This is a genomic window from Streptomyces sp. HSS9-12 (assembly GCF_054963655.1).
In genome coordinates this window covers 22864-47130 of sequence record NZ_JBUEGC010000034.1, presented here as the reverse complement: position 1 = coordinate 47130, position 24267 = coordinate 22864, and the positions used below count along the sequence as shown (strand labels likewise).

Sequence of the window (24267 nt, the reverse complement as noted above, 5' to 3'; positions counted from 1 at the left end):
GCAAACCCCGGGCGGAGATTAGCCAACTCCGCGGTTACGGTGTCCTTTCCAGCCCCCGGGGGACCATAGAGGATGACGCCTGAAGCCTTCACAGGGTCCCCCCGCTCAGCACGTCTCGGGCCTGATCGGCGACTGCCACTGCCGCACCGAGGCGATTGTTCACGACAAAATGCGGCCCCTGCGGCCGCATCTCCAGGTCCATCGTAGCCAGGTACTCGTCCCACGCCTCCATCTTCCACGCATCCCGGGCCGCCCCGCGGAATTCGATGTACTCCCGCATCGACTCAGGGTCGCATTCAACCCATATCGTCGCTACGGAAACACGCTTCGAGCGGCATCGATTCTGGAAGCGCTGCATCCATTCAACCTGCGAAAACTCCGAGACGAACGGAGCGTCGAGAATTGTCGAGATTCCGCATTCCACATTGTCCCAAGCCGCTTCCATGAGACACCGGTATTCCAGCGGCCGCACCCTCTCGCGGTACAGCTCAGAACTCCGGTCGTTCGCCTCCCCGCCCAGCGAGATCAGAAGCTGATCCACAAGGGGGCGGGTCAACGAGTCCTTATCCAGGACTGGCCATCCTGTGAGACTGCCGAGGAACTTAGCGAGCTCAGACTTGCCAGAGCCTGCGAAGCCTCCAACCAGCACGACGAAGGGCGCCCCGGTTGCGCCACCCGACGTCCGGCGACGCCACGCGTCAAAGACCCGCTCGCGGAACGCCTCGCTGTCCACATCGCCGGTGCCCTCGCGAATAATGCCCAGAGCTTCCCTGACTGCCTGAGTTTGATCAAGGAGGGTGCGATCCAGTACATCGGCCGAGGGTTGCACTTTGGCCTCCTCTCCGGGCAAGGCTCGGCGGAAGCCCAGCTCTGCCTCGTTGCGGCGGTAGAGAAGGCAGTAAGCCCTACGGTAGTGCGGTCCAGGGAAAACACTCCCCTTCTCGTGCTGCCAGATCGTCTGGAAGTTCGCGGCAATGTTGAATCCATGCCGCACGGATATTTCCCGCAGTCGCTCGCCGGTTTCTTCAAGGGTGAGGCCGTGATTCTCTCGGTGCTTGCGGAGAAGTTCCGGATTCCAGTCCGGGTGCTGCCGAACCATCTGCCCCTCCTACATGGCTACTCGCCGCGAATGTAGCGGCCTGATGCGCCTGCGAAAAACCGTGATAGTGGATGTGTAAGCCGACGTTTAACATGCAGCCTACTTGATTGGATAACGGTTCGTGATACCAAGTTCCTTGCTTCTGCGGTGAACTGACTGCACGTCCGGTTAAGGAGGTGCCCATGTATCGCAGCAGCTCCCGAGGTTCAGATCCAACCACGGGTCCTGGCCTTGTCAGGTCAGCTTGCTTCCAGCTTCTTCACGCGATTCCGAAGTTCCCCGACTTCGCGTCGCAGCGCCGCGACCTCCTCGCGGAGCGTAACAACGTCGACCGATGCACCGCCTCGACTCGCAAGGGTCGGAGCGTCCGGGGCCAGGAACGCGGCTTTGCCCTGGTGGCTGACAACGAGGCCCTCCGCCTTCAGTTGCCGGATGGCCTCCCGAGCCACGGTGACGGAGACGCTGTAGTCCTCCTGGAGCTTCCCGAGCGACGGCAGCCGCCCAGCCTCGGAGAACGCTCCGTCTGCGATCTGCTGACGGAGCCTGTCTGCCAGCTGTTGGTAAGCGGGCTTACCGGACCACTCGATCATCTGCACCCCATGCCTATCTGCGCCTCTGCCCCATAGTGCCCAAGCGCTAGAGGTCGAGGCCAGTCCCACTCGCACGCCCGACTCCATAAGACTTGACGCTCTCTGCCTCATAGTGCACTCTGAGGCAGAGTCGATGAGCCCCCAAAGCTCTTGAACAGAGCTTTGCCTGCCTGCCTGACCTGCGCTTTACGCCCGGAGGACCCGCGAAACGGGCCCGAAGGAAGCGGCTGATCGTTGACAACTCAACAGCGTGATGAGGCCCGCCGCCTCCTCCGATAAGGCGGCCAGTGCGGGGATAAAGCCCGCGCGAATCTCAACCTCGCGCTCTGCAGCTGCGACCGGTTGCCTCCTCCGCCCGTCCGGCCCTCGCGATCGTACGGGCGGGGCTGAGGGGAGCCGGAGATCCCTGGTTCTAACGGCGCGCGGCCCCGGTGAGGCAACACCGGGGCCGCTGTTTGGGCCGTTCCTGAGCGAAGGAGAACACGACCCATGAAGCACATCGCTGCACTTCAGGCGGTTGTTACCGCCGCCTTGTACGACTGCGAGCCGTCGGCCGCGGAGCTGGACGCGATCGACCACGAGATGCCGGCCATCCTCGCCGAGGTCGAGTTGCTGGACGTGCACATCAGCCTGCTGGACCGCACGCCGTCTGAGCTGGACGCGCGCCGTCTGCGGCGGGCCCGCCGCCGGGTGCTGGCCGCACGGCGTGAGCTGACCAACCAGACCTCCGCAATGACGGAGGTGGGGGCATGAGCGACACGCTGACGCTCGATGACCTGGACGCACCGCTGCGCGCGCTGCGCCTGCTGGCCACGGACTTCGGGCACCTGCCCGCGCCGTGCGCACGGGTGTCGACCGTCTACCCGAACCAGCTGGAGCTGTCGTTCTACGACGCCCTGTCCGAGTTCGAGGCGTGGCGTGACGCCCTGGGCATCGCCCCTGGCTCGGTGACCTATCACGAGCAGAGCGACGGCCGTACGCGCGTCCTGCGCACGACCACCACCTACGCAGGCGCCGCGCTGGAGCTAATCGGCTACGGCGACATCCCCGACCCGGTTCCGGCCGCAGGGAGGGAGGCGCGATGAACGGCACCTTCGAGCGGTCCCTGAGCAGAGGCCAAGAACTCGTCTTGGGCGCCGCCGCGGTGCCCATGGTCGCGTTCGGCGCGCTGGGCGCGTGGGGCACCTACAGCAACATCACTAGCGTCTTCCACCGCTCGGCCACGGCACTGGGCGTGGTGGCCGCGGGGGAGGGCGCGACGCTGGTGCTGGCGCTGGTCCTGGTGGGCCTGACCATGCTGGGGCAGTCCTCACCGGCAGCCGTGCGGATCGGGCTGTGGACGCTTCCCGCGGTCGCGTCCCTGACCGGAGCCGCAGTCGCGAAGTCCACCACGGAAGCGGTCGTCTTTGCTGTCACCCCGATGGCTATGTGCGTGTCTGCGGAAGGTATGGGCCTGCTGGCCCGGCGGATCGTCGTCTACCGCACCGGCGTGGACGCAGAAGCCCAGCGCCGGAACGCCGACGTCATGCAGCAACTCGCCTACCACCGTGCCCGCGCGGCGAACCACCCCGACCAGGATGCCCGCAAGGCGTCGGAGCTGAAGTCGTGGAAGCTCGCCAAGCGCGTCGGCACGGGAGACGCCGAACTCGGGTCGCATCTCATCGAAGTGCAGCGGGAACGGATGACGGCGGGCGCCGACGCGGCGCTGTCGGGCATGTTTGCTCTGCCCGTCACGGACCCCGCTATCGAGGCTGCGGCCACGCCGGAACTGCCCGCCACCGCAGTCGAGGCAGGGCAGGGTGTGACGCCCCCCGTGACCCCCGTAGACACGCAGGTCACGCCCGACGAGGAGACGGGCGTGACGGAGTCCGTGACGCCCGTGACGGCCGATGCTTTGGCGCCTGTGACGCCGGACGGCGAACCGGCCCCGACGGAGACCAACGAGGATGCGGTGCGGCTGCCGGCGGAGGGGGCTGTGACGCTCGATGAGGTGGCCGCCGTCGCCGGTGTCGAGACACCGGTGACCGGTAGGACGCTGACGGACACACAGCTCATCGTCGTGCTGCGGTACCTGCGCTACTCGGTCGACCCGCCCATGTCCTACCGCCAAGCCGCCGCCGCCTTCCGCGAGGCCGGATACGTCGGCGGTGAAAAGCGGGTGCGCACAGCTTGGGGCACGCTGCTGTCCCAGGAAGAGAACATGCCGTGACGCTGCCGGTCTACCGGTGGCGTCTGGCACCGGACGGGCTGGCCACACGCCGACAACTCCGCGCCATGAACCTGCGCCCCGGCGGACAGGACATCTCCGCAGAGCTCCAGCGGCCCCGCCGTCGGCGCGGGCCGCTGGTCGCGTATCTGTACCGCATCGACCACGCCAAGCCCGTCCGGCCCATGACCCCGGCCCGGCGGGCGGCATTGGCGAACGCCGCCCGCCGCACCTGCCCCGTCTGCCGACGCGACGCCGGATACGTCATTCCCACGTTGCGCGGCATGTGTGGGGCCTGCGCCTACGGCGAAGAACAGCGCGCCGCCTGACCCTTTCTGTCCAGCAAGCCCGGCCGGTCACCTTCCACAGCATCCGGCCGGGCCTCCCACTCCCAAGGAGTGCGTTCAGCATGACCGACGTCAGTACCGAACCGGTAGCCGTCGAAGCTGCCCCCGAAGCACCGCCCGAGACAGCACCCGCACCCCAGACCCCCGCGGCCTCGATGTCGGTCGCTATCGAGAAGGGGCACACGCCCGGTGGCTGGCCGGTGGTGCCGCTGGCCCTGTCCGGCGTGAACACGACCGTGGGCATGGTCGCCACGGCTGCCCTGGCCGGCGGCCCCGTCGCCGCTGCTGTGGCCGCCACCGGGGCGATAGTCCTCGGCACGGCCGTAGCCACCCGCAGCCGCCATCCCAACCCCCGCCGGCAGGCTCGCCGCGCTGCAGCACGCACCGCAGGACGGGTCGCCGCTGCATCGACTCCCAGGCGCACCAAGCCATCCACGAGCGGCCGGAGCGGCAGCCGGGCCGCTGCACCGGCCGCAGGGCGGGGCAGCAGCCGCGCTGGGCGTGTTCCTGGCCAGTCGGGCCGCGGCTCGACGGCTCGCACTGGCAAGGCCAAGGGAGGCGGACTGGGCGGCAAGACCCGCCGCACCGCGTCTCCGCACACCTCCGGAGCGTCCGCCAACAGGGCCATTCCCCTGGGCAAGCCCGCCGCTGGTGCCGGTCGTGCGGCGGGGCGGATCGGGCAGGTGAAGGCGCTGCGGGCTGCTCAGCAGTCCGCAGCGCCGTCGCGTGCGGCCCGGCGGGCGCAGACGACCTCGGCCCGTCGCGCGGTCGCCGATGCCCACCGCACCCACAGTCGCCCGACGCGTGCCGGGGCCCAGCTCTCCGGCAAGGAACGGACGGGCCGGTTGCTCGGCAAGGCCGTGCAAAGGGCCCGTGCCGCTCGGGATGCGGCTGTGGGCAAGGCCCGTGCGGCGCGGGATGAGAAGACCCGCGGCACGGTGGCCGCCCTGCGGTCGGCGGTGCGCAAGGCCCCGGCCCGTAAGGCGGCCCGGCAGGCACTGCGCCGTTCCGCGGCCCGCTTCCACGGACGCCGCCTGCTGGCCACCCTGCTCGCCGTGCCGCTCGGACTGCTCGGGCTGATCACCACGCCTCTGGGCCGGAAGTTCGGCATTCGGTGGCTGATGCACCCCGGACGGCGCCTGTACCGGCGGCTGGTCGGTATCGCGGCCGAGCAGCGAGCCGCCCGAGACACCGACATCCGGGACCAGCAGCAAGAGCAGGAGGCCGCGGCCGATGCCGAGGCCGAGCAGGACGCAGGCGGCGGGATCGGCGATCGGGTCGAGCGGCCCGCCGCCCATGTCCCCACCACCCCTACACCCGCGAGCAGTACGGGAGAGCACGTGTCTGGATTCCGCTTCGAAGAGGCCGCAGCCGAGATGGAGACCGCGGCCAACTCCTACGACCCTGACGGCTGCATGGAGATCCTCGCCATGGTCGAGGGCCTGCCCGCCGCCCTGACCTCGGTGGCGAACGTGATGAAGATCCTCGCCGAGCGCTCCGACTCCGAATTCCCGCTGGAGAAGGAAGTCGCGGGCGCATTCAACGACATCTTCGGCGCGCTGATGAGCGCGGTCGCGGTCGCTGAGGACATGGGCCCGCTGTTCCGGCAGATCCACGCCCAGGACATCGCCCGTCACGAAGACCCCCGCAACGGCCCAGAGGCCGAGAAGGGCTGGAACGTCTAACGATGAGCAGCATCGCCACCGAGCACAGTGGCCCGGTGCTGGACTGGGCGGCCGGTCACGGACCCGTGACCGGCGCCCTGTCCGCCACCACCGGAGCCTTCGCCGTCGCTACCACCGGCGCCGCCACCGGCATGCCCCCAGGATGGGCGCTCGCTGTCGGTGCCGCCGGAGCTCTCGGGCACACCATCGCCGGCCTCCGGGTCCGCAATGCCGGCCGGACCCTGGCCGCACGCGCCGCCTCCTGGCTCGTGGGGGCCGGATGGACCACCTGGGCCATCACCCATGGCCCCCTCACCTGGGCCGCCCTCGGGTCGCTCGCCACCATCGGCGTGGGGATCGGGGCTGCCGCCCGCTCGACCGCCCTGTACGAAGAGGCCCGCGAAGAGGAGGCCATCGCCGCTGCCGAGCGGCAGGTCGCCGCGGAGCTCTCTGCCGAGCGCAGGGCGGTCGCCGCGGAATGGGTGGACCGGATTCAGCGGGTGTGCGGGATCACCGTCCGCGTGCTGGCCGTGGAGCAGTGGGTGACCGGCGCCGGGTTCTCCATCGACGCCGAACTCCCCCCGGGCGGAGCGACCTACGACCGGATCGCCAAGGAGTCCGCGCGGCTGTCGGCGGATGCCCGGCTGCCGCACGGCTGCACCGCCACCGCCTCACCCGGCATCCACCAGGGCCGCGTCATCATCGACGTGACCACCGTCAACGTCCTCGCCGAGGATGTCACCTACCCCGACGACTACGGCCCCCTGTCGGTCTACTCCGGCATCCCCTGGGGGTTCCGGACCAACGCTGAAGAGATCCGCGCCTACCTGCGCGAGCAGTGCGCGCTCGTGGTCGGCCCCACCGGCTCCGGCAAGACCAACATGGTCCACACGATCCTCGCTGGGTTCGCCCGAGCCGAAGACATGCTCACGTGGGTCATCGACCTCAACGCCGGATCCGCCGGCCTCCCCTGGGTGCTGCCCGCCCTGACCGGCCAGGTGCAGCGCGAGGACGGCAAGCCCGTGCGACCCGGCATCGACTGGCTCGCTGCCTCCCACGACGAGGCGATGCTGATGCTGAATACGGCGGTGAAGGTGGCGAAGCAGCGCAAGATGGCCTACCAAGACCTGCTGTCCAAGGCCAACACGGACCTGCTGCCAGTCAGTCCCAGGATTCCGCAGATCATGCTGGTCATCGACGAGGGAGCGGAGATCCTGACCAGCACTGACCGCAGCATGCGCAAGCTCGCCGAAAAGATTCTCGAGGTCATCCGCATCGCCCGCGCCATGGGCGTGCGCACCGTTCTCACCGCTCTTGGAGCTACCGGCTCAGTGCTGGGCAACCTGATGATCCGTCGGGAAGCCAAGGTCCGCGTCGCGTTGACCGGTGGTGAGACCGAGGGCATGGACCTGTCCAAGATGTTCCCGGGCACACGGGGTCTGCGCGTGGAGCAAGCCCCGTACAAGGGGGCGGGGTTCATGGGCACCCCCGAGTCGCCGGCCGGGCTGTTCAAGGCGTGGCGGATCCTGCCGAATCAGATCCGGGACATCATCGCCGCCACCTCCGACCGGCACCCCGTACTGGACGATGTGTCGGTCAAGGCGGCCGGGTCCGCCTACGTCCGCCGCTGGGACGCCTCCCGGATCGCATGGATGCACGACACCACCACGGTCGACGGCCCCGATGGCAGCGAACCGGCACAGTCCGCCGTGAGCAGTGCGCCGGGACTGAACCTATCCGCAATGCGCACCGAACAGCCGGAATCGGAAGAGGACGCGCTTGCGCGGGCCTTCAGGGAACAGATCGACGCCCAGTTCGCCACCGCCCCTGCCCCTCACGGGGACGAGGACAGCGAGGGTGCGGACGCCCCGCAGGGGCTGAACCTGTCCGCCTTGCGGGGCGAGCAGGACAGCCCTGCCCAACGGGCTGCGTTGGCGCTGCTGCTCGCCGCCGGGCCTCAGGGCACCGGAGCATCGGCCATAGCCCGGGGACTGGCCGACGAGTACGGAACGACTCGTCAGACCGTTGTCGGCTGGCTCAGGGCGTGGGCCGAGGATGGCACCGCGGTACGGATCGGCACCGGCACCAAGGCCCGCTACGTCCACCGCCAGCACGCCCCCCAGACGCCGCCCGAGGACTGACAGCCACCGCTTGTCGCCCTCGCCCGAAACGGACCCGCGCACGGTTGTGCGGGCGCAGAAAACCGTCTGTGACCTGCGAGGCGACAAGCGACAAGACAAGACAAGCGACAAGCCGCACGACAAGTCAGACGACAAGTCAGGCGACAAGCAAGACGACAAGCCGGACCCCCGCCCAAGGCGACTGCCGAGCGGGGGTCCCGCGCATCCCCAGCCATGACGACAGGAGAGCACTCGTGGCCATGACCATCTCCGCCGCCGTCCTCTTCGGCGCCCTCGCCCTCGCCCTGCTCCGCGGCCGGTATCTCGGAGGCGGCAGCGCGATCGTGCTGTTCCTCTTCGGCTTCTTCGTCGCCGGAACCGGCGCCTACCAGCCCATCAACGCCGTGTGCCAGGCCATGGCCGACGTCCTCACCCAGCTCACCACTTGACCGGCGGTTGGAGGAGACACCGTGCACCCCGAGCCCGTCTACCCGATCACCACCGCACCGGCCCGTCAGGCCCCCGCCCATCTCCAGCCGCCGCTGCGCGCCCACGAGATTCCGCCCGGCGTCGAGATCGTCACCCTGCCCAACGGAGTACGCACCCTCGCCTACACCCAGCACCCGGCCCTGGCCGCACCGCCTCAGCCGGGCTCGCAACCGATCCCGACCTGGGCCAAGACCACCGCCCTGCTCGCTCCCACCGTCGGCGGCGGGATCGCCGCCGGGGGCATCGGACTCTCCTACGCAGCCCCTGGACTGATCGCCATGAGCCACGCCCTGTGGGCCGCCGCTGCCTTCGTCGCCGCCGGCGCCATCGCCGCACCGGCCCTCATGCGGGCCGCCCGCAACCGCCTCGGCCAGCAGCCGACGGCTCCCACTCAGATCACCCAGAACATCACCGCGACCGGCCTCTTCGGCCGTGCCAACGGAACCATCAACAACCGCTGAAAGGGACCAGCTTGATGCTGACCTTAACCGATTTGTTCTGCGGGGCCGGCGGCTCGTCCACCGGCGCCGTCACCCCGCCCGCCGCCCGCGACGTGGTGGCCATGGTCACCGAAGCCATCACCGGCGAAGACCTCGAACCCCACACCACCAACGCCCAGTAAGGAGAACCCCACATGTCCTTCGGAGAAACCCCGATCACCGTCATCGGCAACCTGACTGCCGACCCCGAGCTGAAGTTCACCGACTCCGGCCAGGCCCTCGCGAAGTTCACCGTCGCCTCCACCCCCCGCACCTTCGACCGCGAGTCCGGCCAGTGGAAGGACGGCACCTCCACGTTCTTCCGCTGCGCCGCCTGGCGCTCCCTGGCCGAACACATCACCGACTCCCTGACCAAGGGCTCGCGGGTGGTCCTGTCCGGCCGGATCCGGCAGCACAACTGGCAGACCGAGCAGGGCGAGAACCGCTCCATGCTCGCCATCGAGGTCGACGACATCGGCGCCAGCCTGCGCTTCACCACCGTCGCCATCAACGCCAAGCGCTCCGCGCCCGAGGCCTCCAGCGACCCGTGGGCTGCGACTGGCACCCCGGCAGAGGCGCAGTCCGGAGCTGAGCCGCCGTTCTAGATGCACCCGGGGCGACCGCCCCATCTCGCCAAAGATCCGCGGTCGCCCCGGCCAACCAGCCCCTTCACAGACCCGTTGGAGGTCTCCAGCATGACCCAACTCCCTGATCAACGGCGAGCAGGACTCCTGTACGCCGCTCTGGCCGCTGCTGCACGCGGCTGGCACATTCACCCCCTCCGGCCCGGCGCCAAGGGCTCTGCGCTGCACGGAGAGCATTCCTGCCCGGGAACCGGCGAGTGCGCAGGCGGACACCGCAAGTGGGAACAGCGCGCCACCACAGATCCCGAACGCATCCGCGCAGCATGGTCCGCAGGTCCCTTCAACGTCGGCATCGCCACCGGTCCCTCCGGCCTGCTCGTGGTGGACCTGGACGTGCCCAAGGACAAAGACAGTAAGGACACGCCTGACGGCGTGACGTCTTTCACGGCGCTCTGCGAGCGCGCCGGACAGTCCTGGCCGACTACCTACACGGTGCGGACGCCCAGCGGCGGCCTCCACCTGTACTTTCAGGTCGACCCGGGCATCGGGCTGGGCAGCAGCAAAGACCTGCTCGCCAAAAAGATCGACACTCGGGGCTGGGGCGGCAACATCGTCGCAGCAGGCAGCACCACCCACCATGGCGCCTACGACGCCGTCAACCGCGCCCCCGTGGCGGAACTGCCCACCTGGCTGATGCACCGCCTTCAGAGCCCGCCCACGCCCGCCGCGGCGCCCGCACCGCTCCTCATCCCGGGCCAGGCCACCTGCCGGGCGGAGGTCGCTCTGGAGCGCGAAACCGCTGACGTGAGGGCCACGCCAGAGGGCGGGCGGAACAACCGGCTGCTGGAGGGCGCCCGCGCCCTGGGCCGCTTCGTGGCCTGGGGCGAGATCGCCCGGAACGTAGTGGAGGAGGCGTTTCAGGCGGCCGGCGAGGCGACCGGACTGTCCCCGTCCGAGTGCCGCGCCACCATCCGCAGCGCCCTGGACTGGTCCATCCGCACCTGCAAGCCGCGGGAGGCCGCATGACCAGCCCGTCCCGCCCGCCCCTGAAAAGCCTCCCTGGCACCGCACACGGGCCGGATTCCGCCGACACGGCGGCACCTGCGGCTCAGGTGGGCGGCCGAGAAGAGGCCGCCCGTCAGGGCGTCCTCTCAGCCCTTCGCACGGAACAGCCCCCGCACGCCGCGGCTCGCGGCGACGGGCGCTTCCCCATGGCGTGGCTCCACATCCGCGCCCCCAAAGGCACCGTCCCCACCGCCACTTCCACCTGCGAGTGCGGCCGGAACCGCATGGCCATCGGCCGCCTCCGCGTGCTCGCCCTGATCGACGAACACGAAGCGCACCGCGGGCACTGCCCGCTCCGCCACACCACCGAAGGGAGGAACGCCGGGTGAACGCCCCCAAGCCGCCCGCACCATCCATCGACGGCGCCACGCTGCTCGACGAGGTCGAAGCGTTCCACCGCCGCTTCAACATCTTCCCCACCGAAGCGGCCTACGTCGCCGTCGTTCTGTGGGATGCACATGCCCACCTCATCGACGCCTTCGACGGCACCGCCCGCATCGCCTTCCTCTCGCCCGAACCAGGCTCGGGCAAATCCCGCGCCCTGGAGATCATCGAAACACTCACTCCCCGAGCCGCGACCACGGTCAACGCCTCCCCCAATGCGCTCTTCCGGCTGGTCGAGGCCCCCGAGGGACCTCCGACCCTCCTCTTCGACGAGATCGACACCGTATTCGGCCCGAAGGCCGGTGACAACGAACCCGTGCGCGGCTTCCTCAACTCCGGCTATCGGCGGGGCGGCAAGTCGCTGCGCTGCGTCGGGGACGGCGCCAACCAGACCGCAGCGTGGTTCTCGTCTTTCTGCGCCGTCGCCATGGCCGGACTCGGCTCTCTGCCGGACACGATCCTCACCCGCTCGGTCATCATCCGCATGCGCAAGCGCGCCCCCAACGAGAAGGTCGAGCCCTACCGCCGCCGCATCCACGAACAGCAGGGCAACGCCCTTCGCGACCGGCTCGCCCAGTGGGCCGACACCGTCCGGGACGAAGTCGCAGACGCCTGGCCCGAGATGCCCGAAGGCGTCACCGACCGGCCCGCCGACGTGTGGGAGCCCCTGCTCGCCGTCGCCGACGCCGCCGGCGGGCACTGGCCCGCCCGCGCCCGCGCTGCCTGCCTGGAACTGGTCAACGCCGCCCACGACAACGACGAAGCCTCCCTCGGGGTGAGGCTGCTCACCGACCTGCGCGACAAGGTGTTCTGCGGCGCCGACCGCATGCCCACCGCCGTCATCCTCGAATGTCTCCTCGCCATGGACGACGCTCCCTGGGGCGACATCGACGACAAGCCGCTGAACTCACGGATGCTGTCGAAGCTGCTCGGGCAGTACGTCACCCCGAACAACAAGCCCATCAAGCCGCGCGGCATCCGCACCGCCTCCGGGACCCCGAAGGGCTACTACGCGGAAGACCTCCAGGACGCGTGGGCGCGGTACTGCCCCCCACCCCCCGGAGAATCCGCAACATCCGCAACATCCGCCACACCCCAGGTCAGCGGGGGTGAATCTGTGGCGAATCCGCTTCCCGGCATCCGCCACACGGCTCCGGAAACCGCCACGCGCCCGCTCAGGGTCGTCGGCTGACCAACCACCACCCCAGAGGTGCCGCCACGTCCCGACGTGGCGGCACCTATCCGCAACAAAACCGCTATCCGCCACAGATCCAAGCCCCTGACCAGCAATGTTGCGGCGTGGCGGCTGTTGCGGATCCCCAAAGAACCCCGAGCCCCCCTGCGGAGGAGGCATACCTCGTTGAACACCCCCCTGCCCAGCTCTGTTGAAGCCGTCACCGTCAAAGAGGCCATGGCCGCCTTGCGGCTCAGCCGAAGCAAGGTCTACGACCTCCTCCGCTCCGGTCAGCTCAAGAGCCTCAAGGCCGGCCGCTCTCGTCGCATCCCGGTGGACGCGCTCCGCGCCTTTATCCAGCACAGCATCGAGGAGGCTGCCTGAATGGCCAAGCGTCGAGCCAATGGCGAAGGCACCATCACCAGGAGGAAGGACGGGCGTTACCAGGGCGCTGCCTACGTCTACCGTCCGGACGGAACACGCGTCCGCAAGTTCGTTTACGGGAAGACCCGCGCCGACGTGGCGGACAAGCTCACCGAGCTTCAGGAGAAGACTCGTCAGGGCATCCCCGCCGCCACGTCCGCCATGCCGCTGGGGGACTACCTCACCTACTGGCTGGCGACCGCGGCCTCCGCACGGCTCAAGCCGTCCACCTTCACGAGTTACGAGATCATGGCGCGCCTGTACATCACGCCCTCCCTCGGCAGGAAGAAGCTCAACCGGCTTTCCCCCGCCGACATCCGCACGTTCCTCGCGGCGTTCAAGGACGCCTGCCTGTGCTGTCTGCGCCGTGTCGACGCGGCCCGCAAAGAGGGTGAACGGACGTGCTGCGCGATCGGGAAGTGCTGCAACCGCCGGCCATCGGCACGCACCGTTCAGTACGTCCACGCAGTACTGCGCTCAGCTCTCCAGCACGCTGTCCGCGAAGAACTCATCGCCCGCAACGTCGCGAAGATCGTGGAGACCCCAACCGTCGCCCGGCAAGAAGTGCGACCGTTGGACCGGACGGAGGCCAGGATGCTGCTCAAGGCCGCGCGTGACCACCGCCTGTACGCCCTATGGTTGCTGCTGGTCTCCACAGGGCTGCGTCGCGGGGAAGTACTCGCCCTGACCTGGCAGGACATCGACCTGGACAGGGGACAGCTGAGGGTCCGGCGGAATCTCCAGCGCATCAAGCAGGAACTGATCTTCGGCACGCCGAAGACCGCTCGATCGCTCCGGACCATCTCGCTGCCCAAGCGATGCGTGGCCGCCCTCAAGGAACACCGGGAGGTTCAGCGCCGGGAGCAAGCCATCGCCGGCGACAAGTGGAGCCAGTCACTCGTGCAGCCGGGCGGCTTGGTCTTCACCACCCCTACGGGCCGTCCCACCGACCCGCGGAGCCTGAATCGCATGCTGACGGTCCTGTGCCGCAAAGCCCACGTCCGCCGGGTGCGCGTTCACGACCTGCGGCACACCTGCGCTTCGCTGCTACTGGCTCAGGGGGTGGATGCCCGGACCATCATGGAAACGCTCGGTCACAGCACGATCACGATGACGCTCGACACGTACGCGCACGTGATGGAGACGACCTTGAGAGCTGCTGCTCAACGCATGGACGACGCGCTCGGCACCGATGACGACGAGGAGGACAGCGATGGCGGCGGAGGCGTCCCTGCGGCCGGCTGAGTGGCCCGTTGATGTCAGCCGCTGATGTCGAAGGCCCCCTGGGAAAATCCCAAGGGGCCTCTGACCAGTGTCGGGACGACAGGATTTGAACCTGCGACCCCTTGACCTCCAAAGGCCGTCAGCCAGTACCTGGGGCACGCCGACCCGGGGCTGACACTGCGGGTGTATGCACACCTGATGCCGTCCAGTCAGGAGCGGACGCGCAATGCCGTCGACCCAGTGTCGCAGATCGACAACGGCGCCCCAGGCCAGAGCGGTGCGACGGCGGTCACCCGTGGGTGTCCTCTGTCACCGTTGGCCAACCTCGCACGGCCCAGAGACGGCCCAGGCGGCTCAAGGCTGCAATGATCGCTGCATGAGCCATCCCGCAACGGACAAGCTGTCGCCTGTGGAGCGCGCATTCATGATCAACGCCTCCGAGATCGACATCCTGCCCGGCGTCTGGGGTGATCTGGATGAGCCTTTCGCCTCGAGGCCCTCCTCCGATCTGGCCGTCGTCCTGCTGTCCCTGATCGACAAGGGATGGATCGAGGTGGCACGCCTGGTCCCTTGGACTTCCCCCGAGGGAGCCCGCGGCTACCAGCCCGGCCCCTCCATCCCGCGCCAGGGCCTCGCAGCCCTTCTGGCAGAAAGCGGGAACTGGGAGTATCCGGACGACGGCCAGTGGCTAGGGTGCCTCACACTCGTCCTCACCCGTGCGGGCCGGCGGATCCCTCGCTGACCTGCACCGAGGCGAGAATCGCCTACGGAGACCGACGGCTGCTTTGTAAGCCTGGTGGTGTTCTCCAAGCCGTCTCCGCTGGTCACTGCGGACACTGGCCAGCGGACCCGGTGACCCACGACTGAGGCCGTGAGCCTCCGCAGTTGACCATGACTGACCGCTCGTTCTGGCATGGATCTGGCACGCCACGGCCAAAGCTCAGAGATGCTGCCGTGGAATCGGCCCTTGTCGACGATGTTGTCGAGCAAGATGGGCAATGTGGCGGATACGAACGGGACACACGTGGTCGAAGACCTGGTCACCCGGCGGGGCGAGCTCGCGGACCTGATCAGAGCCGCCCGCCACCCTGTTTCTTCGACGACTGTTGTCCTGGACCGCGCCGTGGGGCGGGCAAATCGAAGGTGCCAGAGCCTTGGTGACAGTGGACCTGATCTATTAGCGCGTCAGAGAGGCAAGGGTGAGCGCAGGGTGCCGCCCAACCCATCCTGTGACACCTCGTCCGCTCACGCAGCGGCCTAGTCATCTATGACAGCGCTGGGGCAAGATGATTTTGCGTCAGCTCAGAGGATCCCCTTGGACCACGTGGCGACGATCAGCCCCCTGCCCTCCTGGTCTGTCCCTAGACTGTGTCAGCGCAACGCAGCGCAGGGCATTGGGGGCGGACTTGGAAGAGACAGAACGCAGGGCTGCAACGGCCCCTATCCGTATTCACCAGATCCGCACTGCGCTTCTGCAGCAATACCAGGGGCTCATCTATGACGAGGACCTCAAAGGGTACGACCGGCAGGGCTACGAACAGCGCTTCCTCTCCCGCGCGTTGACAGCGGCTGCCGTACGCCAAGTGACAGGTTGTGATCACAAGGCCGCCGGCGCCTCCGTCATCGACGGTGAAGATGACCAAGGCATCGACGGTGTGGCCGTCACTGAGGGCACACAAGAGGTCTGGCTCGTCCAAGCCAAGTGGAGCGACGAAGGCAAGGGCAAGCTCGACACCAATGCGGCGCACAAGCTCATCGCTGGTCTTCGCCTCATCGAGCAGCGAAGTTTCGACCGCTTCAACAACCGCCTGGAGCCAGTCGCTGCTCGTGTCAACGCAGCGATGCATGACGCGCGACTCAAGGTAACTCTGGTGATCGCTGTCATGGGTGTGGGGACACTTGGCAGGGAAACCATCAACGTTCTTGAAGACGCTCGGAACGAGTTCAACGGCCTTGGGCCGGTCCTTGAGTACCGCGTGGTTCCCGCTGCGGACATCCTCCGACAGATCCGTGAGGATCTTGCTCCCGAGCCTGTACGGGTAACCGTGCGGATGACGAACTGGCTTCGAAGGAACACTCCACTCACTGCGTATCAGGGTACGGTTCCAGCAAGCAATATTGCCGAATGGTATCAAAAACATGAAAGCCAGTTGTACGAGCAGAACTTGCGTCAATCCCTGGGTACAACCCGAGTTAATTCGGGCATGTTGAGAACTCTGGTGGACGAGCCTGAGAATTTCTGGCTCTTTAATAACGGTGTGACTGTGCTGTGCAATCAGCTAGAAGAGGAATGGCCGGGGCGCCGCCGTCCAGACGAACCCGTGCACCTGCACCTCTCAGGAGTCAGCGTCGTAAACGGCGCGCAAACCGTCGCGGCGGCACACCGCGCCACTAAGACGTTCCCTGAGGCGGTCGAGGACGCTGAGGTCACGGTCAAGGTGATCGTCGTCGACAAGAACATGTCGGATCTCGCACAGCGCATCACAGAGACAACCAATACGCAGAACCACGTGGAACAGCGCGACTTCATCGCCTTGGACGAGGTGCAGGCGATGATCCGCGAAGACTTCATGCTGTCTCTCCAAAAGACCTACGTATTCAAGCGTGGTGAGCCCGATCCAGCGCCGGACGAGGGCTGCTCTGTGGTGCACGCCGCCATTGCCCTGGCTTGTGCGCACCGCAACACCGACCTCGCCGTACGTGCAAAGCGAGATACAGACCTTCTCTGGGAGCGTGGTAGCGGAGGCGCCTACCCTCGCCTCTTCGGGGAGCGTCCTGGAGCCTTCCAGATCTGGCGCTCTGTACTTGTTCACCGCACCGTGGGTACCGCCCTCAATGAAGAACGCAAGCGGTTCCAGAAGCGCGCCGCCGACGTGAGCCAGCGAGGCGACCTACTCGTCACCCATCTGGTCTTTCAGCTTCTCGATCAGGACCGCATCGACGATCCGGAGTACGACTGGGATGCGGCTCTGCGAGAGGTTCCTGCACTCACCAATCGGGTTCTGTCCTGGTTGATCCACCACATTGACACGGAGTACGGACCGACCTCCTTCCTCAGTGGAACACTCACTGACGCCGGGCGCTGCAAGCGACTGGCGGAGCTGGTACTGCGCGACGCCGAACGCGAAGGGGTCATCCCCGACCTACCGGCCATCTACAAGGCCACCAAGGAGAGCAAGCGCAAGCCACGCCGCCCTAACGCTGTGCCTACCCTCGTGGATCACGGAAGGATCAGGAACGGCACGCCAGTCCGGCTACGCCTGTGGAACAAGCCCGAGGTCGACGCGCTCACGCCTTGGCTCGCGGAGGACCCCCGACGCGGTGAGGCAGCGTGGGTAAACGATCGGACACGGTGTCTTGTGTGGGCGGTCGACGGGCGCGCTTACTCGCCGACGCGCCTGGTCCTGAACCTCTACGAACTCGCAGGCTGGGAGGAAGCCCCTGTGGCCGTTCAAGGTCCCGCACGGTGGACGCTGGACGGTGGTGCAACCCTCTCCGAGCTGGCACGGACATTGCTTGACGAGCAGGCCGAACAGGAATGAGTGAGGTCAACGGAAATCCCATCATCCCGACTCAAGGCATGTTGGCTCCAGCGATGTTGTTGTTTCACAGTCGCTGTTGGATTACGGCCCCGCTCGTCCTGCCCGCGGAGTGGTAGGCCGGGGCGGGGGAGCGGACGCCCGGGCCGGCGGACAGGAGACTGGGGTACAGCGCAGGCACTGCCGTGTGATGGAGTGGGAAGGTTCTGGTCAGCCCCCGTGAGGCCCCCTCAGGGGATCATTCCGTTAGATCTTCCGGCTCAGCCTCCGGCTCCGTGCGCGCGCGCCGGGACCGGTACAGATAGGCACCGATCAGCTGGATGAGCTCTTCGGCTCGCTCGCTCTCGCCGGTCAGCGCGCCGGTCAGCTTTCCGAAAGCCCCTTCATTGAGGACGGCCGCGTCGGCGAGGGCCTCACGCAGGTTGGGGGAGATGAGGAACTGGTCCTCGGCGTTGTTGTCGATCTGCTCGGCGATCAGCGGATCCTCCTCGGCCATCCCGGCCGCGGCCGTGACGAAGCCGCCGATCTGGGGGTCCGCGAACTCACCGCCGAACAGGCTGTTGATCTTGGCGATAACCTCCGACAGCAGTACCTGTTGCGGATCGCGGGCCACGGCGGTACCGATGCCAGCGACGCCCCGCAGCCCCGGCGTCTCCTGATCTCCGGACAGCGCTATAGCCGCCTTGCCCTGGTCAACGTGCCGCACCCGCTTCAGGGCTATCCCGGACAGGTCCACGTCGGCTCGGGGATCTTCGACCGCGAGCAGGCGCACCAGCTGGCGCAGGAACTCGGCGAGTTTCTCCAAGTCGGTGGTCGCGTAGTCGACGACCTGAGACATGAAGTCGTAGAGGCGGACGTAGGAGCCGCAGTCCTTGCGGAAGGTTCGCAGCTCGTTCAGGGCTTCACGGTCGTCCCTTTCGGTTGCGTCGGCCCATCGGTTGGTGAACTCGTCGCGGGCCGGTGCGATCGCCGCCGCCAGTGCCGAGTGCCGTTGCTTGCCCCACCAGGCTTCGGCGTAGCGTTCGATGTCGGCACGGGTGTAGATGCCGGGTTGGGCGAGCTTCGTGGCGAGCTGGTGGACGAGGTTGGGGTCGGTGGCAGTCTCGACGTGGGCCTCGGTGTAGTACTGCAGGAATGAATTCTGAATGTCAACGGGGTCGTTGACGAAGTCGAGGACGAACGTCTGGTCCTTCGTCTCCCCTGACGGGGCGCGGTAGGTGCGGTTGAGGCGGGAGAGTGTCTGGACGGCGTGGACGTCGGGGAGTTGCTTGTCGACGTACATCGCGCACAGCAGCGGTTGGTCAAAGCCGGTCTGGAACTTTTCCGCCACCAGCATCAGCCGGTAGTCGGGGCGCCTGAACTCACGGGCGAGATCGGAGCCGAGGCCCGGGTTCAAGGACGCTTCGGTGGCGTTCTCCAAGCCGTACTCCTCGTCGGTGACGTCATCGGAGAACGCGACGATCGTCTTGAGCTTGTAGCCCTTGGTGCGGATGTACTTGTCCGTCTCGATCTTGTAGCGGACGGCTGCTTGGCGTGAGGAGGTGACGACCATGGCCTTGGCCTGGCCGTTGAGGAGGTGCGCGACGTTGGCCCGGAAGTGCTCGACGATAATCTCGACCTTCTGCCCGATGTTGGACGGGTGCAGGTTCTTGAACCGCATGATCTTCTTCGTCGCGGCCTTCGGGTCGACCAGTTGGCCCTCATCGTCGCTGCCGATCGTGGTAACGACGCCATCGGCGCCGCGCTCCTCGATCTCGAAGGCGGTCTTGTACGTCTGGTAACCACGCAGCACATCGAGGATGAACCCCTCCTCGATGGCCTGCCGCATCGTGTACACGTCGAAGGACTCGGGCTTGCCATCCTCGCCGGGGCGCCCGAACAGGGTCTTCGTTTTGTGCTTCGGCGTGGCGGTGAACGCAAGGAACGACACGTTCGGTGACGCGGCTCGTGCAGCCGTCTCGGCGGAGATCCGGCGCTCGCGCTTGGCGTGCTCGTCGTCGGCAGAGAGGAGCTCGTTGACGACGTCCTGGGTGTCGACCGCCTCGTCCTCGGCGACCTGCCCACCTTCGGTGAGGACCTTCTTCAGGGCGTTGGCCGTCTTGCCGGACTGGGAGGTGTGGGCCTCATCGACGATGACGGCGAACACCTTGTCGCCGAGCGTCGTGTCGATCAGGCCCTTAACGTAGGGGAACGTCTGGATCGTGACCACGACGGCCAGAGCAGGCCCGGTTAGCGCGTCGAGTAGGGCCCGGGACTTCGAGCCGCCCGAGCGGCGCACGGCGGCGGAATTGATGATGGCCACCGAGTCGCCGGAGTCGTCGACCTGGCTAACGGCGTCCTGGAGTTGCCGGTCGAGGACCTTGCGGTCGGAGATAATCAGGACCTTGTCGAAGACCTTGCGATCGTCCTCATCGTGCAGCCGAGCGAGGTGATGCGCGGTCCAGGCGATCGTGTTGGTCTTGCCCGAGCCGGCCGAGTGCTCGATCAGATATCGCCGCCCCGGCCCGCCAGCGCGGACCTCGTTGACGATCCGCCGCACTGCACGCCACTGGTGGTAGCGGGGGAACATTAGCGTCGTCGTGCGCTTGATCTTCCCGGTGGCCGGGTCCTCGTCCTCGTCTTTGCGCAGGAACATCAGGGTGCCGAGGATGTGGAGCCAGTTGTGCCGCTCGAGGACCTCCTCCCATAGGTAGGAGGTGGCCGCGCCGCTCGGGTTCGAGGGGTTGCCTTTCGCGCCGTCGGCGTGGCCCCGGTTGAACGGCAGGAAGTGGGTCTTGTCGCCGGCCAGCTTCGTGGTCATCCAGACTTCGTCGTCGTCGACGGCAAAGTGGACCAGGGCGCGAGTGCCGAAGCCGAGGAGCGGCTGGCCTTTTGGTTGGCGGTCCTGCTTGTACTGCTTGACTGCAGTGCGCCACTCCTGCTTAAAGAAGGACTTGAGCTCCAGCGTTGCCACCGGCAGGCCGTTGACAAAGAACACTAGGTCGATCGACCGGTTGTCACCGCGGGCCGACGAGTAGTGCACCTGCCGCACCACCCGCAGCCTCACCGACTCGTACGCCTTTGTCACCGTCGGGTTCAGCGTCGTCGCCGGCGCGAACTGGCACAACCGGAAGTGAGCTGTCGCACCACGGGTGTGCGAGAACTTCCGGCGCATCACGTTAAGGGTGCCGCCGCCGGAGGCCATAGGGGTGTCTAGACGCTTCACGAGGGCGTCGAGGAGCGCGTCTTTGTCGGCCTGCTCGCTCGGCGTGCCGATCTTGACGACCTTCTCGTACTCCTCGGCCTGGGTGGTGCTCAGCCACCAGTGGGCGTCCTCGGGCCACAAGGCGCGCTTAGCGTCATAACCGTCGTCGGAGGTGTTGTACTCCCAGCCGTGGGCGGCCAGGTACTCGGCGATCTCGGTCTCGAATGCCTCCTCGTGGGTCTGATCCGAGGACGCCATCATTCAGCCTGCCTTCTGAGTAGTCCGTACGTCGATCTGTCCAGTCACCGCGGCCGTAATGAGCGCGGCACGACGTTCCTTGGCGAAGGTGATGTGCTCTTGCGCCTTGGCGATCAGGGCGTCGATCCGACCAACCTCTTGGGAATGACGCTGAATTACAGAATTCTGTTGTTCAATGGACGGCACACGAATCGGAAGCTGACCAACAATGGTCTTGTTTGTCGACGCAAGGTTGGTTGTCTTCTTTGCCGTCACGTAGAAATATTCCCGCGCGGTGGGCGAATCGAGCCATAGCGCCAGGTACTCTGGCAGCAGATTTCCGGGTTTTGGCCGGACGGCGAACACATGGTTCTGATGGAGCATTGGGTTGATAAGACCGTCCCAAACGGTGCCGCGCCCCAGCTTGTCAATGTCGCCGCCCTCGGTCATGAGCACGTCGCCAGCTCGGAGCATCGAAGAAGAAGCAACCCGCTCTGACAAGTGGAGCGTCTTGATCTCCGATAGGTCCACATGGCCCATCTGTACGTTGGCGACTCGCAGGTAAGGCCATGACGGGAGATTTGGATCCCCGTTTCCTGACAAGGTGACGCCGGTCTGAATTCGAGCGACTCTCCGCAACTGCGTGTCGGGCACGCCCAGGTCCGCCAGAATATCGGCAGTTCGATTCGACCGGCGCTCCTGGAGTAGCGCGATGAACTCGTTCTGTTTGGCGACCAGAGCGTCGATCTGCGTCGTCTCATGGTCTAGGGAATTTGCGATGGCTCGCTGCTCTTCAAGCGGAGGAACGAGCCATGGGACGGCAGCAAGCTCATCGCGATTGATCTTCGGCATTTTGACGCGCATTGAGGTGACCGTCGCATACGAGTGAAACGGCCGTGCGAGCATGTAGTAGAGCGCATAACGGGGAAGGACGGTCGGCCGGAACGACATTGCATACATGTCAGCGCTACATAGGCAGTCTTCAACTGCGATGGTGACCTTGTTGAGAGCTGGTCGGATCTTCGAGTAGATAATCTGGCCCGCGCTGGCCAAATACTTACCAGAGTCTGCACCTTGTTCGGCGGCCGTTTCACGACCAACGATTCGGCCGGTACCGCTCTCAATATGGTTTGGTGCGACCAAGATCATAGAGCGCCATGGCTCTATACGCGGGTCCACTTGTCCCCCGTTGACCAGCGCTTCGTATCCGAAGCGACTTACCCGCCAGTGAGATGGGACATCTCCGAGCCACGGAGACCCGCTTGCGGCAAGGTCGTACGAACTCATGCCTCCACCTCCCGCAGCATCTCCAGGATCTCGCCGACGACGCGGTTGAGGTCGGCGTCGATCTCCTCCAGCGGCCGCGGCGGGGCGTACCGAAAGAAGTGCCGGGTGAACGGGATCTCATAGCCGGTCTTCGTCTTGGCCTTGTCGACCCAGGCGTCGGGCACGTGCGGCTTGACCTCGGCCTCGACGTATGCGTCGATGGTCTCCTCGGCGGCATCGTGGGTCTTCGGGTGACCGCCCCAGCCGAAGGGGATGTTCTCTGTGTCGCGAAGCGCAGGGTCGGGCTCGATCTCGTCCTTGTGCGGGCCGGAGGTGTAGCGGCAGACGTCGGCGTCGTCATCGTGTTCGCCAATCGTCTGCCACAGTGTCTTGCGCTGAGCCGCAGTCAGCGTGACTGGGTACTCACGCAGGTGCTTGCCGAGGTCGCGGAGGAACTCCTCCCTATTGAAGTAGACCTGCTCGCCGAAAGAGCCGAGGGCCTCAACCAGGTCCGGGATCTTGCCAAGGGTCTTGTGGTCGGCCACGTCGGCGATCCGCTCGGCGGTGCACTGGAACCTGAGGCGCAGGGGACGCTCGACTGTGATCGTCCAGTAGGCGAAGTCGCGGTTCTCGAAGACCTTCGAGGTGTCCGATGCCTCGCGGGAGGCGAATGCCCGCACGATGGCGGTGCGAGCCTTCTCAGCCACCTCGACCCGCTTGGCGCCGATCGACTTGCGCAGTTTGGAGCCGAGCCCAGTGGCGTCGATGAGCTGGACGGTGCCCTTGCGCTCAGCGGGCTTGGCGTTCGAGAGGATCCACAGGTAGGTAGCGATGCCGGTGTTGTAGAACATGTCGTTGGGGAGGGCGACGATGGCCTCGACCAGATCCTTTTCCAGCATGTACCCACGGATGTTGGACGGTCCGGATCCTGCGCCGCCGTTGAAGAGCGGCGAGCCGTTGAGGACGATGCCAGCCTTCCCGCCGTGGCCGTTCTCGTCGACGTCGCGCATCTTCGAGGCCACGTGGAGCAAGAACAGCATCGCGGCGTCCCCGACGGCGGGTAGGCCCGGGGCGAAACGTCCCTGCCCGCCGCGCTCGTGCTGGGCGGTCACCTCGGAGGCGACGGCCTTCCAGTCGGTGCCGAATGGCGGGTTCGATAGGACAAAGTCGAACTTGCGGTCCTCGAATCGGTCGACGACGAGGGTGTCGCCCTGGCGGACGTTGGTCGGGTCCTGGCCCCTGATGAGCAGGTCGGCCTTGCAGATCGCGTAGGTGCGCGGGTTGATCTCCTGGCCGAACAGGGCCGTTGAGACGGACGCGTTCAGGTCGTGAAGGTGCTCGTCGGCGACGGTCAGCATGCCGCCGGTGCCGACGGTGGGGTCGTAGATGGAGCGGACCTGGCTACGGTCGCGCAGTGCCTCGGTGTCCTCGGCGTAGACGAGGTCGACGAGGAGGCGGACGACGTCGCGGGGTGTGTAGAACTGGCCGGCGCCGTCGTTGGCGGACTCGGCGAACCGGTAGATGAGATTCTCGAACAGGTCTCCCATGTCCGCGTTCGAGACGGTCTCAGGGCTCAGGTCGATCCCCTGGAAGTGCTTGACGACCGGCGAGAGGCGGTCGCGGGCGTCGAGGGTGCGCAGGACGTTCTCGAAGTCGAAGGACTTGAATACGTCCAGGTTCGACGAGAAGCCAGAGACGTAGTCGATGAGGTTGGCCGCGAGGTTGTTCGGGTCCTGCAGAGCCTTTTCCAGGGTGTACTTGCTGGTGGTCCAGAAGTTCAGGCCCGCATTGTCCGGGGTGCGCGTCTTGAGCTTCAGGTAAGTGCGGCGCTGCTGATCACCGGGGTACTCGCTGATGATCTCGGCCATCGCCTCCCGGTGCGGTTCCATCACGCACTCCAGGCGGCGAAGCACGGTGAACGGCAAGATCACCGAGCCGTACTCGGCTTCCTGGTAGGGGCCGCGCAGGGTGTCGGCGACGCTCCACACGAACTGACTGAGGACGCTCACGCAGGTCTTCTCCGGTCTAAGGCTTGGGCGGTCACAGCTCTGCTCGACGGGAGCCGTGCGCGTTACCCGAACCCTATCCGTCGGGACCTGCACGAGGCAGAGCAGTGGTCAAGGGCGTTGCAAGGCCCAGCAGCTCGGCCACAGTTCGGTCGAGTCGCTGCCAGGCCGCCCTGGCGGCTGAAGG

General features: G+C 66.7%; 22 protein-coding genes and 1 pseudogene. 18 read left to right on the top strand and 5 right to left on the bottom strand.

All coding sequences use genetic code 11. The annotated features are described in order from the left end of the window. Positions 1-88: 88 nt before the first annotated feature. Together ACY34J_RS19015 and ACY34J_RS19010 are read right to left on the bottom strand one after the other, a co-directional pair. On the bottom strand, positions 89-1099 hold the full coding sequence (locus ACY34J_RS19015) for a P-loop nucleotide/nucleoside kinase family protein (protein ID WP_462727665.1): 1011 nt from the start codon (positions 1097-1099) through the stop codon (positions 89-91). Between the two features lie 239 nt (positions 1100-1338). Continuing rightward, complete coding sequence (locus ACY34J_RS19010; RefSeq protein ID WP_462727664.1) at positions 1339-1689, bottom strand: winged helix-turn-helix domain-containing protein; 351 nt, start codon at positions 1687-1689, stop codon at positions 1339-1341. A 489-nt stretch (positions 1690-2178) separates the two neighbouring features. Here ACY34J_RS19010 and ACY34J_RS19005 point away from each other — a divergent pair, with 489 nt between their 5' ends. From ACY34J_RS19005 to ACY34J_RS18920, 18 genes and pseudogenes are all read left to right on the top strand, one after another. After that, entirely contained in the window at positions 2179-2442 is a 264-nt protein-coding gene (locus ACY34J_RS19005; protein ID WP_462727663.1) for a DUF6284 family protein, read from the top strand. Next, positions 2439-2774 (top strand): hypothetical protein, encoded by a 336-nt coding sequence (locus ACY34J_RS19000; protein ID WP_462727662.1) that lies wholly within the window; start codon positions 2439-2441, stop codon positions 2772-2774. Before ACY34J_RS19005 ends, ACY34J_RS19000 begins: the two co-directional genes overlap by 4 nt. Further along, complete coding sequence (locus ACY34J_RS18995; RefSeq protein ID WP_462727661.1) at positions 2771-3898, top strand: hypothetical protein; 1128 nt, start codon at positions 2771-2773, stop codon at positions 3896-3898. Before ACY34J_RS19000 ends, ACY34J_RS18995 begins: the two co-directional genes overlap by 4 nt. Positions 3899-3900: 2 nt before the next feature. Next, positions 3901-4224 (top strand): RRQRL motif-containing zinc-binding protein, encoded by a 324-nt coding sequence (locus ACY34J_RS18990; RefSeq protein WP_462727688.1) that lies wholly within the window; start codon positions 3901-3903, stop codon positions 4222-4224. 80 nt (positions 4225-4304) lie between these two features. Continuing rightward, positions 4305-5927: a hypothetical protein gene (locus ACY34J_RS18985; protein ID WP_462727660.1), complete on the top strand. Its 1623-nt coding sequence runs from the start codon at positions 4305-4307 to the stop codon at positions 5925-5927. Positions 5928-5929: 2 nt separating this feature from the next. Beyond that, positions 5930-8047: a hypothetical protein gene (locus ACY34J_RS18980; protein WP_462727659.1), complete on the top strand. Its 2118-nt coding sequence runs from the start codon at positions 5930-5932 to the stop codon at positions 8045-8047. Positions 8048-8286: 239 nt separating this feature from the next. After that, a complete protein-coding gene (locus ACY34J_RS18975) occupies positions 8287-8475 on the top strand; it encodes a hypothetical protein (protein ID WP_462727687.1) in 189 nt (62 codons plus the stop codon). Between the two features lie 21 nt (positions 8476-8496). Then, the gene (locus tag ACY34J_RS18970) at positions 8497-8976 is read left to right on the top strand and encodes a hypothetical protein (protein ID WP_462727658.1); all 480 of its coding nucleotides are present in this window, start codon (positions 8497-8499) and stop codon (positions 8974-8976) included. Positions 8977-8990: 14 nt separating this feature from the next. Continuing rightward, complete coding sequence (locus ACY34J_RS18965; RefSeq protein WP_462727657.1) at positions 8991-9137, top strand: hypothetical protein; 147 nt, start codon at positions 8991-8993, stop codon at positions 9135-9137. Between the two features lie 12 nt (positions 9138-9149). Beyond that, positions 9150-9599 carry a single-stranded DNA-binding protein gene (ssb, locus tag ACY34J_RS18960; protein WP_462727656.1) on the top strand — a complete coding sequence of 150 codons (450 nt, stop codon included), beginning with the start codon at positions 9150-9152 and terminating at the stop codon, positions 9597-9599. A gap of 90 nt (positions 9600-9689) precedes the next feature. Beyond that, positions 9690-10604: a bifunctional DNA primase/polymerase gene (locus ACY34J_RS18955; RefSeq protein WP_462727655.1), complete on the top strand. Its 915-nt coding sequence runs from the start codon at positions 9690-9692 to the stop codon at positions 10602-10604. Positions 10605-10789: 185 nt separating this feature from the next. Continuing rightward, a complete protein-coding gene (locus tag ACY34J_RS18950; RefSeq protein WP_462727654.1) occupies positions 10790-10972 on the top strand; it encodes a hypothetical protein in 183 nt (60 codons plus the stop codon). Then, positions 10969-12219: a DUF3631 domain-containing protein gene (locus tag ACY34J_RS18945; protein WP_462727653.1), complete on the top strand. Its 1251-nt coding sequence runs from the start codon at positions 10969-10971 to the stop codon at positions 12217-12219. The genes ACY34J_RS18950 and ACY34J_RS18945 overlap by 4 nt, the downstream gene beginning before the upstream one ends. A 168-nt stretch (positions 12220-12387) precedes the next feature. Beyond that, entirely contained in the window at positions 12388-12585 is a 198-nt protein-coding gene (locus tag ACY34J_RS18940) for a helix-turn-helix domain-containing protein (RefSeq protein ID WP_462727652.1), read from the top strand. Then, positions 12586-13869 (top strand): tyrosine-type recombinase/integrase, encoded by a 1284-nt coding sequence (locus tag ACY34J_RS18935; protein WP_462727651.1) that lies wholly within the window; start codon positions 12586-12588, stop codon positions 13867-13869. A gap of 111 nt (positions 13870-13980) precedes the next feature. After that, positions 13981-14217: pseudogene (locus tag ACY34J_RS18930) on the top strand (hypothetical protein); the annotation flags it as partial. A gap of 7 nt (positions 14218-14224) precedes the next feature. Then, complete coding sequence (locus ACY34J_RS18925; RefSeq protein ID WP_462727650.1) at positions 14225-14590, top strand: hypothetical protein; 366 nt, start codon at positions 14225-14227, stop codon at positions 14588-14590. Between the two features lie 664 nt (positions 14591-15254). Next, the gene (locus tag ACY34J_RS18920; RefSeq protein ID WP_462727649.1) at positions 15255-17390 is read left to right on the top strand and encodes an AIPR family protein; all 2136 of its coding nucleotides are present in this window, start codon (positions 15255-15257) and stop codon (positions 17388-17390) included. Positions 17391-17625: 235 nt separating this feature from the next. Here the strand turns inward: ACY34J_RS18920 and ACY34J_RS18915 are convergent, their stop codons facing one another. Genes ACY34J_RS18915 through ACY34J_RS18905 form a run of 3 tightly spaced genes read right to left on the bottom strand, consistent with a single transcriptional unit; the run spans position 17626 to position 24083 of the window. After that, complete coding sequence (locus ACY34J_RS18915; RefSeq protein WP_462727648.1) at positions 17626-20832, bottom strand: type I restriction endonuclease subunit R; 3207 nt, start codon at positions 20830-20832, stop codon at positions 17626-17628. Then, the gene (locus ACY34J_RS18910; protein WP_462727647.1) at positions 20833-22095 is read right to left on the bottom strand and encodes a restriction endonuclease subunit S; all 1263 of its coding nucleotides are present in this window, start codon (positions 22093-22095) and stop codon (positions 20833-20835) included. Beyond that, positions 22092-24083, bottom strand: a complete 1992-nt coding sequence (locus tag ACY34J_RS18905) for a type I restriction-modification system subunit M (RefSeq protein ID WP_462727646.1) — start codon at positions 24081-24083, stop codon at positions 22092-22094. Before ACY34J_RS18905 ends, ACY34J_RS18910 begins: the two co-directional genes overlap by 4 nt. Positions 24084-24267: the final 184 nt, after the last annotated feature.